15 protein-coding genes are annotated in these 16,861 nt (G+C 49.9%); 11 read left to right on the top strand and 4 right to left on the bottom strand.

Going from position 1 to position 16,861, the window contains the following annotated elements; all coding sequences use genetic code 11:
* The 4 genes from ACEW8P_RS16775 to fbp form a co-directional block, all read right to left on the bottom strand.
* The coding region (locus ACEW8P_RS16775; RefSeq protein ID WP_373514225.1) for a sulfatase-like hydrolase/transferase at window positions 1–1,004 on the bottom strand (1,004 nt) is incomplete at its 3' end.
* 116 nt (window positions 1,005–1,120) lie between these two features.
* On the bottom strand, window positions 1,121–2,335 hold the full coding sequence (locus tag ACEW8P_RS16770; protein WP_373514224.1) for an MFS transporter: 1,215 nt from the start codon (window positions 2,333–2,335) through the stop codon (window positions 1,121–1,123).
* Window positions 2,336–2,404: 69 nt separating this feature from the next.
* The gene (locus ACEW8P_RS16765; RefSeq protein WP_373514223.1) at window positions 2,405–3,613 is read right to left on the bottom strand and encodes a DUF2264 domain-containing protein; all 1,209 of its coding nucleotides are present in this window, start codon (window positions 3,611–3,613) and stop codon (window positions 2,405–2,407) included.
* A gap of 6 nt (window positions 3,614–3,619) precedes the next feature.
* Window positions 3,620–4,618: a class 1 fructose-bisphosphatase gene (gene fbp, locus ACEW8P_RS16760; RefSeq protein ID WP_373514222.1), complete on the bottom strand. Its 999-nt coding sequence runs from the start codon at window positions 4,616–4,618 to the stop codon at window positions 3,620–3,622.
* 250 nt (window positions 4,619–4,868) lie between these two features.
* Between fbp and ACEW8P_RS16755 the strand changes: the two genes are divergently transcribed.
* The 11 genes from ACEW8P_RS16755 to ACEW8P_RS16705 all read left to right on the top strand — a co-directional run.
* Window positions 4,869–5,678: a DUF4198 domain-containing protein gene (locus tag ACEW8P_RS16755; RefSeq protein WP_373514221.1), complete on the top strand. Its 810-nt coding sequence runs from the start codon at window positions 4,869–4,871 to the stop codon at window positions 5,676–5,678.
* A gap of 90 nt (window positions 5,679–5,768) precedes the next feature.
* Entirely contained in the window at window positions 5,769–6,026 is a 258-nt protein-coding gene (locus ACEW8P_RS16750) for a UPF0175 family protein (protein ID WP_373514220.1), read from the top strand.
* A 34-nt stretch (window positions 6,027–6,060) separates the two neighbouring features.
* Window positions 6,061–6,504 carry a DUF3368 domain-containing protein gene (locus ACEW8P_RS16745; protein ID WP_373514219.1) on the top strand — a complete coding sequence of 148 codons (444 nt, stop codon included), beginning with the start codon at window positions 6,061–6,063 and terminating at the stop codon, window positions 6,502–6,504.
* Between the two features lie 12 nt (window positions 6,505–6,516).
* Window positions 6,517–6,771 (top strand): DUF2442 domain-containing protein, encoded by a 255-nt coding sequence (locus tag ACEW8P_RS16740; RefSeq protein ID WP_373514218.1) that lies wholly within the window; start codon window positions 6,517–6,519, stop codon window positions 6,769–6,771.
* 80 nt (window positions 6,772–6,851) lie between these two features.
* Window positions 6,852–7,484 carry an RNA polymerase sigma factor gene (locus ACEW8P_RS16735; protein ID WP_373514217.1) on the top strand — a complete coding sequence of 211 codons (633 nt, stop codon included), beginning with the start codon at window positions 6,852–6,854 and terminating at the stop codon, window positions 7,482–7,484.
* Window positions 7,485–7,636: 152 nt separating this feature from the next.
* Window positions 7,637–8,923, top strand: coding sequence for a hypothetical protein (locus ACEW8P_RS16730; protein ID WP_373514216.1), 1,287 nt, complete (start codon window positions 7,637–7,639; stop codon window positions 8,921–8,923).
* Window positions 8,924–9,011: 88 nt separating this feature from the next.
* Window positions 9,012–10,382: a hypothetical protein gene (locus ACEW8P_RS16725; protein WP_373514215.1), complete on the top strand. Its 1,371-nt coding sequence runs from the start codon at window positions 9,012–9,014 to the stop codon at window positions 10,380–10,382.
* 32 nt (window positions 10,383–10,414) lie between these two features.
* Window positions 10,415–11,545, top strand: a complete 1,131-nt coding sequence (locus tag ACEW8P_RS16720) for a zinc-dependent alcohol dehydrogenase family protein (RefSeq protein WP_373514214.1) — start codon at window positions 10,415–10,417, stop codon at window positions 11,543–11,545.
* A 167-nt stretch (window positions 11,546–11,712) separates the two neighbouring features.
* Window positions 11,713–11,958 (top strand): hypothetical protein, encoded by a 246-nt coding sequence (locus ACEW8P_RS16715; RefSeq protein ID WP_373514213.1) that lies wholly within the window; start codon window positions 11,713–11,715, stop codon window positions 11,956–11,958.
* A 142-nt stretch (window positions 11,959–12,100) separates the two neighbouring features.
* Window positions 12,101–15,313, top strand: coding sequence for a SusC/RagA family TonB-linked outer membrane protein (locus ACEW8P_RS16710; protein WP_373514212.1), 3,213 nt, complete (start codon window positions 12,101–12,103; stop codon window positions 15,311–15,313).
* A gap of 118 nt (window positions 15,314–15,431) precedes the next feature.
* A partial coding sequence (locus ACEW8P_RS16705; protein WP_373514211.1) for a RagB/SusD family nutrient uptake outer membrane protein occupies window positions 15,432–16,861 on the top strand: 1,430 nt, incomplete at its 3' end.

Genomic DNA, 16,861 nt, shown 5'->3' with positions numbered 1-16,861 from the left:
GGCTTGGGTGGCTGAAAGCTGATACCCGCCATGTCCACCAGCGTGGGCAGCAGGTCGATGACACTCGTGATTTCCTGAATTTTCGTTCCCCGCTGAATCATTTTAGGGTACTGCATCACCAGCGGTGAGCGAACACCACCTTCGTCGGTCGAGCCTTTTCTGCCTTTCATTCCGCCATTCCAGCGATAAGAATTGGGGCCGTTATCACTAAAATAGAGGATGATGGTGTCGTCCTCCAATTTCAAATCCTGCAATTTTTGCACAATTCGCCCGACGTTCCAGTCGATATTCTCGCACATCGCTAGGGCCGCGCGGGTGAAATCGAGGTCTTCCTCCAGTCCGTCTTCCGCCCGCATAGCCAGCGGCTTATTTTTGAATTCATCCCACCAGCGGTCGGGTACCTGCATCGGCGCGTGAGGCGTGTTGTAAGGTACGTACACGAGAAAAGGCTGGTCTTTATTTTTCTCCATAAAAGCCATCGCGTGGTCGGTCAGGTCGTCCACCAAAAAACCTTCACCCTGCGTAATCGCGCCATTGTGTTCCAGCATCGGACTGAAATAATCGCCCCAATGGCCGGAGCAAAAACCGTAGTAGTCATCGAAGCCCCGCGCGTTGGGGTGGTAGGGGTACTGCATGCCACTATGCCACTTGCCGTAAGCCGCCGTAGCGTAACCTGCCTTTTTGAAGGCATCGGCAATAGTCGTTTCGTCCAAATTAAAGCGCTCGCCACCTTCGGAGGTGCTACGGACACCCATACGCGTGTGGTACCGCCCGGTGAGTAGTTCGGCACGAGTAGGGGAGCAAACGGGCTGCACATAGAAGCGATCGAAAATAGCGCCGTTTTTGGCGATGCCGTCGATATTGGGCGTATGAATATTCTTGTTTCCGCTCACGCTCAAATCGCCCCAACCCTGATCATCGCTAAGGAGAATGACGATATTCGGTTTTCTGGTTTGGGCTTGGATGAAAGCAGGAAGTAGGAGAAGTAGGAGTACTAGGCGCATAGTTTTATTTTTAGAAGCAAAGTTCCAAAGTTCCAAAGGCACAAAGCGACAGAGCTTTTTTGGATATTTGAATAAACAAAGCTGACCAGTTGATTTTGTCCAATGTCCAATGTCAACTAAACTACCACTTCCCCCGTCGCCACAGCCGCTTCCGCTTTTTTATCATTGAACAATAGCAAAAACAACACCAATACCACGCCAGCAATGGCGGCAGGCACCATCCAAATCGACGTCCAGTCCTTCACGTCGTTGACGGTGTACATTTCTGTAACGATGCCCGCTAACTTGGAGCCGATGCCCATGCCAATGCCGTAGGTGGCGAGCGTGATCAGCCCCTGCGCCTGGCCTTTAATGTTGGTTCCGGCTTTCATGTCGGTATAAATTTGTCCGGTCACGAAGAAGAAATCGAAGCAAATGCCGTGCAGCAGAATGGCGATGTAGAGCATCCACTCGCCCGAGCCGCCGTCACCGTAGCCGAACAAAACGAAGCGGACGATCCAGGCGATGAGTCCGGCGGCCAACATCCATTTGATGCCCAGCTTACGAAACGCCAATGGAATCAGCAGCATGAAAATAACTTCCGAAGCCTGCCCCAGCGACATCTTGTTTTCGACGTAGGTCATGCCCGAGTCGGTCAGCGAGGGGTTGGCCATCGCGTAGTAAAAGGAAAGGGGAATGCAAATGGCGATGGATGCCAGGAAGAAAATGACGAAGGAGCGACTTTTGAAAAGGACGAACGAATCTGTCCCCAGGATCTGGCCGAAGGTTGCTTTGCCTGTGGCGGTAGGCGGCGTGTCGGGCAGCGTGAACGAAAAAAGACCCAGCACGATGGCTGACACCATCGCGAGTTGGAAAATCATGACATTGTCGCCGATGTTCATAAAACCAACGATGTTGGTCACGACGATCCAGGCAACCGTACCCATCACGCGGATGGCCGGAAAATTCTCTTCGGGATTGGTCATCTGCCGCATAGCAATCGAAGTGGTGAGGGAAATGCAAGGTGCGAACGATAGACAGTAGCCCAGCATGACCCAGAAGAAGGTGTCGGCATCCTGAATCTGCGTGACGTAAAATAAGATAGCTGCACCAAGCAAATTCAAAACTCCCAGCACTTTCTGGGCCGCAAAATAGCGGTCGGCGATCATGCCAACGAAGAAAGGCGCGATAAGCATGGCCAACGAAAAAGCCGTGTAGGCATTACCCACCTGGTCGCCCGTGGCGTCGAGCTGGGTGAAGAGGTACTTGCTCATTTGGCCATACCACGCGCCCCATACGAAGAACTGCATGAACATCATGGACATTAATTGGTAGCGGACGGTTTTTTTCAATTGTGAATGATAGAATGAGTGAATGATAGAATATTTTTTGCCGACAGCCGATTGAAGCGTCGAATCGGGCTAATAAAGCGCGTGGTCGTTGGGAATGTCTTTGCCGCCCCACACTTTTTTGGCGGTCCAGTCGGTGGCGGGGGCCGACCAGAAGGGGTTGGAGGCGGGTAGTCCCAGCGGTAAAAGTACCGTGGCGCAAAGATATAGGCTTCCGGTCGAAATGTAGGTTTCGCCGATGGCGGGTTGGTGGCCGTGGACGCCGATTTGCAGCCAGCCTTTGGCGTCGTAGGTATCGGGGCTTTCGGTGGTGCGCTGGATGACTGCCGTGAGAGCCGAACGTACTTGGGCGGGAGTGACTTCTTTGGGCAGCTTTTTTACCAGAGCCATATTGGCCAAATGCTGAAAAGCCCCGGCGCGGTAGGCGATGGAGCGTCCAATGATTGGAAAAGTACCTTCCGGCGAAATCAGGCGCTCCTGAATGGCGGCGTAGCGGATGGCCCGCTTGGTTACGTCTTCGGCCATTTTTTCATAGACTTTTTCTTTCGGTACGATGGCTTCTAGAATATCGTACAAGTAGGGTTGAATAACGTAGCTGTTGTAGTAATCCCAATGAAAATTCGGGCCGTCGCCGTAGATCCCGTCACCCTTGTACCATTGCTCGTGCTGCCGCAGGGCGTAGTCGATGCGCATTCGGTCGTATTCGTAGCCGTACTTAGCAAAAAATGTCTCGATCATCGCGCTGAAAAGCAGCCAGTTGTTGAAGCCGGGGCGAATGGCGCGACTGCTCAGGAAAGCTTTGACTACATTGTTCTTGACCGTATCGGAAAGTGCTTCCCAAACTTTGGGTGCTCGAATGAGGCCGTTGGCCAGGAAAGAGGCATCCACCACTGGCTGCGCGCCTTTGTTGTAATTCAGGAAATCTTTGGCCTTTGGATTAGTGGCATTGTCGAGGGCCTTGAGCGTCAGGGCAAAGTACTTGTCCCGCATTTTCTTTTCGGCGTCGTCCGAGAATTCCGTTTGATTGAGCCAGGGGCAAATTCCCGCCAGCAGGCGACCTATGGCTTCCAAGTGCGTATATTCCGGGCGGTCTTTGGTCTTGCCTTCGACGGGCATATTGGTCTTCAACGTGTCATTAGCCAAATTTTCCAGTACGGGTTTGGCCAGTTTGTCAAGATTGGCCAGCCAGATTTGGCGATTGGTGGGGGCATACGGGGTGAAACTGCCGAAAGCGGCCACGCCGCCCAAGCCGAGTGATTTAATGAAAGGTCTTCTGTTCATGTTTCTTTAAAAGTGCCCCATTAGTTCCTCCACCATTTCCGGCGCACCGATGTAAAACGGCGTACGCTGGTGCATGGAGGTAGGTTTTATATTTAAAATTGCTTCGGTGTCGTTGACGGCCAAACAGCCCGTGATGCCCGCGATGAACGCCAGCGGGTAGCATTCGTAGAGCAGCCGTAGCTTACCATCGGGGTTTTTTGGGGTAGAAGGGTAGAGGTAAATCCCGCCCTTTAAAAGGTTGCGGTGAAAGTCTGCGACCAGCGAGCCGATGTAGCGGGCCGAGTACTGCCTTTCCCGACAGGCCGAGAGGTACTTTTTAATCGGTTCGCTGAAATCGTCCAGATTGCCATCGTTGTAGGAATAAATGCTGCCGTTCTTCGGACTCTTTATATTGGGGTGCGAGAGAATGAATTCCCCCAGCGACGAATCGTAGGTAAAACCATTGACGCTATGCCCCGTCGTATAGACCAGCATGGTCGAAGAGCCAAACAGAATGTAGCCCGCCGCGACCTGCTCCTGTCCGCCCTGCATAAAATCTTCGATCGTTGGTTCGGTGTCCACGGGCGTCACGCGGCGATAAATCGAAAAAATAGTCCCTATGGACACATTAACGTCGATGTTGGACGAGCCATCCAACGGGTCGATGGCGATCACGTACTTGCCCTTATTATTTCCGGTAAAAATAATTCCTTCCTCTTCTTCCGAAATCAGGGCGCAGACCTCGCCGCCATTGGTCAGGGCCCGGCGGAAGCGCACGTCGGCAATTACATCCAGCTTTTGCTGATTTTCGCCCTGCACGTTTTGTTGGCCCGCCTCTCCGCCCAGGTCGATGAGTCCAGCGCGGTTGACTTCCCGGTGGACGATCTTGCCCGCCAGTGCGATGTCGCGTAGCAGTTGCGATAATTCCCCCGTCGCGAAGGCGAAGGCGTACTGACGGTGCATAATGTAGCGGTCGAGCGTCGTACCGACGGGCAGGACTTGTGGGGTGTTTTCGTTAGTAGACAAATTTTTTTAATTATTGTTGAATCGTGTAATCGTGTAATTGTTGATTTGTTTAGGGTGTAGAATTTACCGAGGAACTTTGCTCAAGACGAACCACTTTGCCTTTGTGCCTTTGTGCCTTTGTGCCTTTGTGTCTTTGCCCCCTTCCAAAACTAACAAAGCCAAATTCAATCCCCACGTACTGCTTTTGGCGTAATTATTCCGCTACAAGGCGATAATTATCTATCTTTCCCACTTCAAAACTCATTTTTACATGAAACTACGCATACTCGCTTTTCTCCTGATTGCTACTGCGGCCACTGCCCTGGCGCACGAATTCTGGATTTTTCCCGAAAATTTCTTTCCCAAAGTCGGGGATAAACTGGCCTGGAAAATTCAGGTTGGGGAAGATTATATGGGCGAACGCTGGGGCGGCGGCAGTCGCCGCGTCGAACGGCTGCGATTGTTGACCAGCAAAGGTGAGCAGAACCTGACTGCTACCATCCAGCAAAGCGACGCACAGGTGGAGCCGCCCGCCTTCAAAATAGAACAGGCTGGTACTCAGATGCTGGTACTGGAAACCAACAACTCTTTTATCGAACTGGAAGCCGAGAAATTTGAGGGCTATTTGAAAGAAGATGGTTTACAGTTGGCCATTGATTACCGCCAAAAAAACGGCGAGCAACAAAAAATAGGACGCGAATTCTACCGGCGCTGCGCCAAAACGATCATGCAGGTCGGTACTGCCACCAATGATTTACCCACTCAGCCCACGGGCGTGGATTTGGACATCATCCCGTTGCAAAATCCTTACGCCATGAAGCCCAACTCTCCGCTCTCCTGCCGAATTATCTACAACCAAAAGCCCCTCGCTAACGCCATGGTGCGCTGTTGGCGACGCGTCAATGGAAAAACGGAAGTGGAATTCCAGCAAACGGACGCCAAGGGCGAGGCCACCTTCGCACTGACCAAGAAAGGCAAGGCCTCCTATATGCTCAGCAGTGTGCACATGGTGCGGCTGACGGGCGATGATAAGGCCGATTGGCAGAGCCTGTGGGGCAGCGTGACATTTGGGGTGCGATGAGGTGTAATTGCCAAAATCATACACATTTGGTGGTAGAAAGTTCGTTGAACCTGTATCGGTCGCACGTTATTTTATAAAAGAATCAGGAAAATGGAAAAGCAACTATCCATAAACTACCCCCAATCGCTCGCTAAGTTCCTGAACTTGCCCAACAGGGAGTTCGAGCATGAAATGAAAATAGTTTCTTTGGTGAAGCTTTACGAATTGGGAAAGCTGTCTTCGGGACGGGCGGCCAAAATTCTGGGAATAGACCGCATCGACTTTCTGGAAGTACTCGGCAAATACCAGGTGTCGATTTTTAATTTTAATGGTTTCGATGAACTGGAAGAAGACATCTTGAATGCATGAAATAGTCTCGAATACGACACCACTTATCTCGTTGATGAAAATCGACCGTTTAGAGATTTTGGAACAGGTGTACGGTACTGTAACTATTCCTGAGGCGGTATTTGAAGAATTAGAAAAAGGCAGAAATAAGTCCTACTATATAGATTTGACAGACTTGTCGTGGATAGCGATCAAGGCTGTCAAAGAAAAAAAGTTATTAACAAACTTAGCTGAACTGGATGTTGGGGAGGCTGAGGTGATAGCGATTGCTTCCGAACTGGAAGCTCGATTGGTAATAATTGACGAAGTTCTGGGCCAAAAAATAGCGAAACAAGCCAGCCTGAAAGTGACAGGTACTTTGGGGGTTCTGATTAAAGCGAAGGAAATGGGCCTAATCGACAAGTTAGGGCCTTTGGTCGATGACTTACAAGCGCAGGGGATCTGGATTGGCGATAAACTCAAAGAAACAGTATTGCGGCAAGTTGAGGAATATCATTGAAGCCCTAACACTATGAACCCAAGAGTGAAAAAGGTGACGCCTCTGAATGGCCAATACCTACAGCTTGAATTCACGAATAATGAGTGCCGAAAATTCGATGTCGGTCCTTATTTTGAGATGGGAGTATTTTCTGAGTTGAAAGAAAAAAAAGTCTTCAATACGGTGAGGGTTTTCAATGGAACCGTAGTGTGGGACAACGAATTGGATTTTTGCCCTGACACCTTGTATTTGGAGAGCGAGCGACAAAGATTCCCCAAAAACCAGTAAACCCACCCTAACCGCCCCTTTTCTGTAGTACAAGCACCTGATCTGCTAAAAGTCAACGACTCCGATACTGACGAGTGCCTATGGAAAATACGTTACTCACGCTCCAAAATGAGGGTAAATCAATAAACACGCCCCTTTGCGCCAGGGCGAGTGAAGCCTTGCTGTGGCGGAGGATGCTGAACGGTGACGCCGCTGCCTTCGAGCAACTAATGATCGCCCAGTACCGCTCCCTGTTTCACTATGGGCTCAAATTCTCCTCCGACCAGGGTTTTGTCAGGGATTGCATTCAAGACCTTTTCCTGCACGTTTGGGAGCGGCGCGACAGCTTGAACGCCGACATCCCGCCCAAGCCTTACCTCATGGCCTCGCTGCGGCGGATGATGCACCGGGCGGCAGAAAAACTACCGCAGGTGCTGGATCCTCAGTCTGACTCTTCAAATCATACGCTAGTACGAATCGAGTTTTCCGTGGAGAAAAGATATATCCAGCGTGAATCCGCGCGTCTGCTCAGCGAGCAACTCAAAACGCTGCTCGACGAACTTCCCCTCCGCCAAAAAGAGGTTATCTACCTGAAATTCTACCAAGACCTCAGCCGGTGCCAAGTCGCGATGGTGATGGACATCGCCCCGCAAACCGTCTCCAATTTATTGCAAATGGCGTTAAGAAAACTCAAAAAATATTGGGAAGCCGAATTTGAGATACCGCTAACTTGAAAAAAACTGCTAACCTTTTTCTATTTGCAGTTGCAGTGTATTGTCAATCAGAGGCCTAGTTGCCCAATATCCTTCAACAGAAGGCTGTCAAGAGCTGATTTTTGAAATGTTCGATAAACCTAACGAAGCTCTTTAATACAGCATATCAAATTATGCAAGCACAATGGAATCACATTGGTATTTGTACCAATATTTTTGCCCTCGCAGAGCAGGGGTCTTGGTGCTACTCAGGCGGCTTGCTCTGTCTATTGCTTACGGTAGGCTTCGTACAACCAGCATTGGCTCAGGAGATACCTATTGGGGTAAAGTTTGATACAACTACGCTTGCCCGAAAGGGGAATTTCGGAGACAACTGGTGCCAGACCTGGGCCGCAGACGACAATGTTTACACCATGTTGGATGACGGTAATGGCTGGTGGGGTACAGAGGAGAAATTAGTAGGAAATCCCGATATGGAAGGAGCTATGTTTCTTCAAATTGCCGGTGATCAAAACTTCGGAAAGGAGGATGTCAAGAAAATGCCCGGTTATCCTCTCAACCAGGCAATATCGCCCTTTTATGGCTACGGGACAGTTTCGGTAGACAGTACTGTTTACGTGTGGCTCTGGAAGAGTGAATCTGATACCTGGTATCGACGACCGGTTGCCAACCGATTGCTTTACACTAAGGATTTAGGGAAATCTTTTTACCGCTGGAATGGCAAACTGGAAACGCAGGCCAGGTATTTGGATACTGACTCGAGTTCATTCTTTTTTTACAAAGAGGATCCTCAGTATCATATCGACCGGGATGCCTATGCTTTTAACTGGATTGCCTTCTGTCAAAACGGAAAAAATAACGAGGCGGCCAAAGATGATTATGTCTATATGTATTCCCCCGAGCAGCACGAACCCCGAAACCTGAGTATGATCCGGGTTCACAGAGACCATATTCTCGATAAATCAAAATACGAATACTTCAAGAATTGGAACGGTGAACGGGCCGAATGGACTGATGACATGAATCAAAGAGGGGTAAATCTTGAATACCCAGCCGCCGGAGAGAACCAAGAATGGATGTGGGCCTCCTGGTTCCCGAGCGTGGTCTATAACGAAGGGCTGGATCTTTACCTAATGGTCAGTTATGGCATCAGTGACCCTGGGAAAAAATTCTGGGACGGTTGGTGTTCAGACTGTAAGTATCCGGCCAGCATCGGGTTTTGGTACGCCAAAAATCCCTGGGGACCCTGGAATCAGTTTTATTACGATGATTACTTCTATCCTGATAGTAAGGACAATCGAACGTATGGCTTCAAATTGAGCCCAAAGTGGATTAGCAACGGTGGAAAGAAGATGGTATTGATCTGGTCGGATGCCGGCAACAATCACAGCACCTATTACAAGTGGAACCAGATGGAAATTGAAATTATCACCAAACAAAGTAAACCTGCTTCAAAGTGACCTGAGAGTTCTATCAGACCAGCTCGGTATACGAGTTCAGCGTTGAAAATTAGCAATTAAGAAAACTGACAAACACGGCGTACTCTCAATGAGAAAATGGCAACAGCGTCTACCTAACCATGAAGCCCCCTATACGCCGTTAGGGCCCTTCAAATTACGGCTCCCCTTTATTCACTATCGGTTTGAACTGCCGGATTACCTGCAGGGGTTGCTCATGTGCGCTGTTGATATGGCAGCCATTCCACTGATGATGGAGCTCCTCGGTATGCCCTTTGAGGCTGCTATTGCCGTGGTGATATTGAATGGGCTACTATATCTAACCCACCACCTGCTGGGCGATCCGGTGGTGCCCGGATGGATTACCCCGGCAATTCCGTTGCTGATACTTTATGTAGAGTCTTACCCGCAGGGCGTAGACCGAGTACATGCCTTAATTGCCTTCCAGATGATGCTGGGGGTATTGTCTATATTTCTGGGGGTTACCAAACTGGCCGCTAAAGTAGTGACAACGATACCATCGGCGATCAAATCAGGTATAATATTAGGTGCCGGTATTGCGGCCGTCGCCTCTGTAATGGAAGAAGGGGGGCGCTTCGATCAGTTTCCAATGACGGTTACGATCTGTGTAGGGATCGCATTTTACCTGATCTTTTCCGATCACTTTAAGCAGTTAATGAGAAAGGGTAGGTTGTGGAGAACAATCGGCAAGCTCGGAATTTTTCCCATCATTATGTTGGCCGTCATCATTGCTCCACTACTACAGGAAACCCCCTGGCCCGATCTGGAATGGGGCATTACCGATCCTGACTTTTCTACCCTGTTCAGTCGGTATACCGTTTTCGGCGTTGGATTCCCGCCTATTTCGGTCTTCCTGGCAGCTATCCCTACCGTTTTGGCGACTTACATTGTGTTGTTTGGCGACGTACTGCAAAGTCAAGCGATACTGGAAGAAGCGGATCAGCTACGGCCCGACGAAAGCATCGACTACGATTCTAACCGGGCGCACCAGATATTCGGCGGCCGAAATCTGTTCATGAGTATTTTCGGCCCTGATGTAGTGATGTGTGGTCCCTTATGGGCAGCCATGCACGTAGTGATCGTGGAGCGATATAAACAAGGAAAGGAAGCGATGAATTCTATCTTCGGAGGGGCAGGATCCTTTCGCTGGGGGACCAATACTGGTCTGCTTCTATTGCCGGTAGTCAGTTTGGTCAAACCCATTCTTGGGGTAGCGTTAGCGCTGACACTATTGGTGCAGGGATACGTAAGTGTGCGCATCGGTATTCTGGAAGCTAAAAATCAGAAAGATTTAGGTATTGCCGGGGTAATCGCCGGAATTTTGGTTATCAAAGGGGCGGCCTGGGCATTTGCCGCAGGCATCTTATTAACCTTATTGATACACGGCAAGGATATGGTTGGGTTCTCAGCAGCAGAAACAAAGGATGAAACAATAGACTGAAAACAACTTAGTTATTATAAAAAGAGAATGCAATGAAGACCAGAGCAGCAGTACTTCACGAAATGACATTGGATAGGCCTTATGATACCGTCCTTCCCCTGAAGATAGAAGAACTCGAGCTGGAACCCCCGGGATTTAACGAAGTGGTGGTAAAAATAAGGGCCGCCGGTTTGTGCCACTCCGATCTGTCGGTGATAAACGGAAATCGCCCGCGTCCGTTGCCGATGGTGCTAGGTCATGAGGCTAGCGGAGAAGTTGTAGAGCTGGGAAAGGGAGTAGACCGCCTGAAGGTCGGTGATCATGTAGTTTTTTCTTTCTTACCTTCCTGCGGTCATTGCCTGAACTGTGCTACCGGCAAAGCTGCCCTTTGCGATCCGGGATCCAAAGCCAACAGCGAGGGAGTATTATTGGGAGGATACAAGCGTATTAAAAAAGGTCAGGAATATTATCACCACCATTTGGGAGTGTCGGGTTTTGCAGAATACAGTGTAGCATCCGTAAATTCCTTAGTCAAAATTGAAGACGATATTCCCTTTGACATCGCAGCACTATTCGGCTGTGCGGTGATGACCGGGGTCGGGGCGGTTGTTAATACCGCTCAGGTAAAGCTGGGTGACACCGTGCTAGTGGTTGGCCTGGGTGGGGTTGGTCTTTCGGCTATCATGGCGGCACACGCAGCTGGTGCCCGACGGGTTATTGGAGCAGATATTAACCCATCGAAAAGGCAAAAAGCGCTTGATCTCGGTGCTCACCAAGTAATTGATTCTTCGCGTCCCGAAGCTTTAGAAGAGCTAAAAGACTCGACCGGCGGGGGGGTTGATATTGCGGTTGAGTTTGCGGGGGTAATTTCAGCCTTGGACTTTGCTTATGAAGCTACTAAGCGAGGTGGTACCACCGTTACGGCAGCATTGCCCCATCCCGATGCCAGATTGAGTATTTCACCTGCAATGTTGGTCGGAATGGAGAAAAGTCTGAAGGGATCATACCTGGGAAGTTGTGTGGCCCAGCGTGATATCCCTAACTATTTGGATTTGTATCGCACGCATAGATTACCCATCGATAAACTTATCACCCATCGGATCGGCCTTGAAGATATCAATGAAGGATTTGAACGGTTAGCGAAGGGAGATGCGATACGGCAGGTAGTACTTTTTGACGAATAGTAGTTTGTTATATAGGATGTTGTTAATCAGACACATAAGGGCTTAGTGCCTGTCGGGCCTGTACCAAACACCTGATATTAAATCCTACTCTTTCAGAAAAAAAGATAAAAAGTAATGGTATCGCGCCGTGGTTCTCGTCTATATAAGGGCAGAACCAATGTTACTGCATGAACCATTACCGTCACTTCCGCGCCGAGGACTTCGTTTGGGACGAAGCATTCCGGCAGTGGATATTGGCTCCTACCCGCGAAAACTACCGCATGTGGAGCAATTGGCTGGAAGAAAACCCCGAGATGAATTACCAGGTAAAGCTGGCTCGGGAAATCGTAATGGCCCTGCATTGCCGGGGGCCCACCATCACAGACCGCGAGATAAGGCAGGTAGTGAAAGAAACCGTAGCCCGTATCAACTAAACTACACAACTAAAACATCTTCCCATCCTAAAATCCCCAACGCCTATGTAACGAAAAAGATATAACCGCTGTATTTGTTTTGGCAGACAAGTTCAGTTCGATCATAACCAGCCTATAACTTTTAACTCAATAAATCATGATTATGAAAAGACAAGTACACTATCAAAACGTACTGCAAAAGCTCCTTCGCACGACGGCCCTGCCGCTCGTGCTGGCGTTTTTTGTGGTGGGCGCGGCCTTGCCGCCCCAGGCTCTGGCCCAGGATCGCCTGGTGTCGGGTACCGTCACCGAAGCGGATGGCGGCGTACTGCCGGGAGTGAGCGTAGTAGTAAAAGGTACCACGCGCGGTACCACTACCGACGGCAAAGGAAAGTACCAGATCAACGTGCCGAACAACAGCACCACACTGGTGTACAGCTTCGTGGGCTACGGCTCAAAGGAAATACTCGTAGGCAACAAAAGTACCATCGACATGAATCTTGCCATCGAAGATAAGGTACTTAATGAAGTAGTCGTAGTAGGTTACGGTACGCAGCAGAAGGTCAACCTGACCGGATCTGTGGGCGTGGCTGGCGCCGAGCGACTCGAGAACCGCCCCATTGCTAACGCGGGTGAAGGTCTTCAGGGTGTGATCCCTAACCTGAATGTTACCGTCCGTAACGGAGACCCTTCGCAGGGCACTAGTTTCAATATCCGGGGATACGAGTCCATCAATGGTGGTTCGCCCCTGATTCTTGTAGACAATGTGCCGATGGACATCAATCGAATCAATCCCAATGATATCGAAAGCATTAGTGTTTTGAAGGATGCTTCCGCCGCCGCTGTGTACGGAGCGCGGGCAGCCTTTGGGGTGGTACTCATCACGACTAAAAGAGGAAAAGCGGGAAAGGTTAGTGTGAATTTCAGCACTCAACTCTCGCTGGCTAAGCCCATCCTAAACATAGATCCAGTTACCGATCCCTACGAGTTTGTGACGGCCCGGAACCTGGCTAGCATGCGAACTAACGGTGCTCCTTCCTATGATCCTGACTTTGTAGCTGCTACCAAAAGGTACTCCGAGAACCCGACCCTGGAAAACACCTGGGGAGTGGTTAATGGCCAGTTGCAGTTTTATGGCTACAACGACTATACGAACAGGCTTTTGACCGACTACGCACCTACCGACCAGCAGGATCTCTCTGTCTCAGGAGGTAGCGAGAAAGCCCGATTCCTGGTCTCATTAGGACGTTACAGCAAGGATGGATATTTACGTCAGAACAACGAAAAATTCAAGCGTTATAACTTGATGGCTAAGGCTGATTTCCAAGTCAACAAGTGGTTGAACCTTGATTCTAAGGTAGTTTATAACTCGCAAAACTCCGACAAGCCCTTCTTTTACAACTGGGATGTAAACATTAACTCATTTGCCAGGGTGAATCCACTGAATCCGATTCAGTTTCCTGATCTTCCCTTCTACCAGACTCCTGGCGACCGCGAGCAGTATGCTCAATACATCGGTATGTACAACGACCAGGTAAACTTCTTGCCCTATCTGGAACAGGGTGGAAGGTCGACTTTCACGAGAAACGATGTATGGTTGACCCAGGGAGCTACCCTCACACCCCTCAAAGGGTTGACGATAAAGGGGAACTTCTCCTACAACATCTATAACGAGATGGCTAAGGATGTGAAAAGTAAGATCAATGTATTGAATAGTTTCGATTTGAATAACCCGAATCCCATCTCGAATGGATTCAGTGGCGACGACTGGATCGAAAACGATAATCGCTACAATCAGTACTACGTCATGAATGCCTACGCCCAGTATGATCTGCCTACTTTTGGCAAAAATAATGTCTCGGCGATGGTGGGTTTCAACCAGGAATTGGGTCAAAACCGCAGAGTTATTGCGTTGGCCAGACAATTGATTACGCCCAACGTTACGGACATTAGTGCAACCACGGGTGTGCAGCAAACGAATGGCAGCGAGTCGCACGTATCACTGCGTGGCGTATTCTACCGCTTGACGTACAACTACGATGATCGCTACCTTTTTGAGGCCAACGGCCGTTACGATGGTTCTTCGCGCTTTCCCCAAGACAGTCGCTTTGGTTTCTTCCCTTCTTTCTCGGCGGGCTGGAGAATTAGCGAAGAGAACTTCATGTCGGGTACCAACAGCTGGTTGGATAACCTGAAAATCCGGGCCTCTTACGGTACGCTGGGCAACCAGCTACTGGGCAATGACTATTATCCTTACGTCTCTACGATGGGTACAGGTACATCGCCTTATATGTTCAATGATAGTCGGATTCCTTTTGTGTCGGCAGCCGGACTGGTAAGTCCATCGCTTACCTGGGAGTCGGTGACTTCCCAGAACTTGGGTATCGATATTACTTTGTTAAGAAGCCGTCTGGATATGTCATTCGACATGTATCACCGCGATACTAAAGATATGTTGATGAACGTATCGTATCCTGTATTACTTGGAACCGGCGCACCTAAAGAAAATGCGGCGGATCTGCGAACAAGCGGCTGGGAGTTATCTCTCACTTGGCGTGACAAAATTAAGAGCGACTGGAGCTACGACGTAACGCTAGCCCTCTCCGATGCCCAGGCAACCATTACGAAATTTGAAAATCCGACCAATGCGCTGCCTAACAACAATCGTTTTTACGTGGGTCAGAAGCTCGGTGAGATATGGGGTTACGAAACCGAAGGTATTTTCCAAACGGACGACGAGGTAGCCAACCACGCTGATCAGACGCGCCTCGGCAATGGCTGGCAGGCAGGCGACATCAAGTACGCCGACTTGAACGGCGACGGAGAAATCAGTCCCGGTAACGGCACGCTGGACGATCCCGGTGATCGTCGCATCATCGGTAACGAAACACCCCGCCTTAGCTTCGGTATCAATACCCGGCTAGCCTGGAAGGGACTCTCGCTGACCGCCTTCTTCCAGGGGATCGGTAAAGTCGATTATCTCCCCGGCAATGGTAACTGGACTTGGTTCTATCCCTTCAACGCGGGACACGTAGAGCGGTACTTTATCACCGATAGCTGGACGCCGGAGAATCCGAACGCGTATTTCCCAGCGGCTCATATCTCGACCAACGACAAGAAAAACCTGAATGGGCAGACGCGCTTCCTGCAGAATGCCGCCTACGTTCGGGCCAAGAATATTACGTTGGCCTACGACCTGCCGAGCAAACTACTTGGCAGGATTGGCATGAGCCGGGCGCAGGTGTTCGTTGCCGGGATGAACCTGTTCGAGTTTAGCAAGATTCGCAAGCCCCTCGATCCCGAAAGTATTCGGACGACACGTATCGAGTACCCCATGCAGCGGATCGGTACGTTGGGAATCAATGTGTCATTTTAGGGAAGAATTTGGTTTAGGGTTGAAAGGTTGAAGAGTTTAATTAATTCTCAAACCGAAATGGGGCGTTCCGCTTCAACCCTTCAACTCTTCAACTCTTAAACATTCAAACAAATACAAAATGAAAAATATACTTTTGAAACTAGGCTTAGGCTGCGTGATGGTGCTGGCAGTCAGTGCCTGTAACGACGACTTCCTGGAAAGGTATCCGTTGGATCAGATCACCAATGAGACTTTCTGGAACACCGAGAATGACCTGGCGGTGTACAACAACAGTCTGTATAATCTTATCCGGGATGACATCGACGTGCCCATTCTGCACGGGCACCATGACGGGTTTGGGAGTCATTACGCCAGCATCTGGAATCAAGATGAATTCACGGACAACATGGCCCCGCGCGTAGCGCGCCATAACCGCTTTCAGCAGGTACGAGCCGGGATGCACAACACGTCCGGCGGCGATCAGTGGTTTGGCTACGATGGCTGGAATTTCGTGCGAGCCATCAATGTGGGTATGGGCAACTACAACAAAGCCCAAATCTCCCAGGCTACCAAAGATAAGTACATTGGCGAGGCCCGCCTGATGCGCGGCTGGTTCTACGCCGAGAAGGTCACCAAGTTTGGCGATGTCCCCTACGTGGAGCGTGAGTTGAATATCGACTCCGAAGAGTTGTTTGCCAAACGTACGCCCCGCGCCGAGGTAATGAAGAAAGTGCTGGAAGACCTGAACTTTGCCAGCACCAAACTACCCAACGACTGGGGCGATGGGAACGCGCCGGGCCGCCTGAATCGCTGGGCTGCCCTATTGGTAAAAGCTCGTGTGTGTCTGTTTGAAGGTACCTACAACAAGTACCATGGCATCGGTGACTCGAAGATGTGGCTGGAAGAAGCGGCTAAGGCTTCCAAGGAACTGATTGAGAAAGGCCCTTACCGACTTTACAAAACTGGCGATCCGCATAATGACTACAATGCTACTCATCGGATGCTTGACTTGACGGGTAATCCGGAAGTCATCCAATGGCGCAAATACAAGATCGGTGTATTTACCAATCACGCGCTTAACTATTTCCGCGGCTACTCGGGAGGGCTTACCAAAAGCATTGTAGATGATTACCTCTGCACCGACGGTTTGCCTATTTCGCTTTCTCCGCTCTACAAGGGCGACGAAACGATCGAGGATGTTTTTATAAACCGTGATCCCCGCCTGAGTCAGACAGCCTTGCGACCTTCTGAAACGGAGAAGTACCAGTATGATCAGAATGACGGCCGTACCTATCCCCGTCTTGAAGGCAATCCAGGGGGCGGAGTCAAGTCTACTACGGGTTATCATATCATTAAGAATTACAATGTCAACGACCTACTTGGTAAAGCTTACAACCAAGGTGAGATGCCCGCTGTCATATTGCGTTTTGGTGAGGCTTTGCTCACCTACGCCGAAGCAATGGCCGAATTGGGTACAATTACGCAGGGCGATCTGGATATGTCAATCAATAAGCTGCGTGATCGCGTGGGAATGCCTCACTTAAAGCTGGGTGCTGTCCCAGTCGATCC

Source organism: Persicitalea sp., from assembly GCF_041751555.1.
GTDB lineage: Bacteria > Bacteroidota > Bacteroidia > Cytophagales > Spirosomataceae > Persicitalea.
This window is presented reverse-complemented; position numbering and strand designations above follow the sequence as displayed.

Coding starts and splice junctions, on each gene's coding strand:
- ACEW8P_RS16765 (WP_373514223.1), bottom strand. CDS start 3,613: ATGAACAGAAGACCTTTCATTAAATCACTCGGCTTGGGCGGCGTGGCC.
- ACEW8P_RS16755 (WP_373514221.1), top strand. CDS start 4,869: ATGAAACTACGCATACTCGCTTTTCTCCTGATTGCTACTGCGGCCACT.
- ACEW8P_RS16750 (WP_373514220.1), top strand. CDS start 5,769: ATGGAAAAGCAACTATCCATAAACTACCCCCAATCGCTCGCTAAGTTC.
- ACEW8P_RS16745 (WP_373514219.1), top strand. CDS start 6,061: ATGAAAATCGACCGTTTAGAGATTTTGGAACAGGTGTACGGTACTGTA.
- ACEW8P_RS16740 (WP_373514218.1), top strand. CDS start 6,517: ATGAACCCAAGAGTGAAAAAGGTGACGCCTCTGAATGGCCAATACCTA.
- ACEW8P_RS16735 (WP_373514217.1), top strand. CDS start 6,852: ATGGAAAATACGTTACTCACGCTCCAAAATGAGGGTAAATCAATAAAC.
- ACEW8P_RS16730 (WP_373514216.1), top strand. CDS start 7,637: ATGCAAGCACAATGGAATCACATTGGTATTTGTACCAATATTTTTGCC.
- ACEW8P_RS16725 (WP_373514215.1), top strand. CDS start 9,012: ATGAGAAAATGGCAACAGCGTCTACCTAACCATGAAGCCCCCTATACG.
- ACEW8P_RS16720 (WP_373514214.1), top strand. CDS start 10,415: ATGAAGACCAGAGCAGCAGTACTTCACGAAATGACATTGGATAGGCCT.
- ACEW8P_RS16715 (WP_373514213.1), top strand. CDS start 11,713: ATGAACCATTACCGTCACTTCCGCGCCGAGGACTTCGTTTGGGACGAA.
- ACEW8P_RS16710 (WP_373514212.1), top strand. CDS start 12,101: ATGAAAAGACAAGTACACTATCAAAACGTACTGCAAAAGCTCCTTCGC.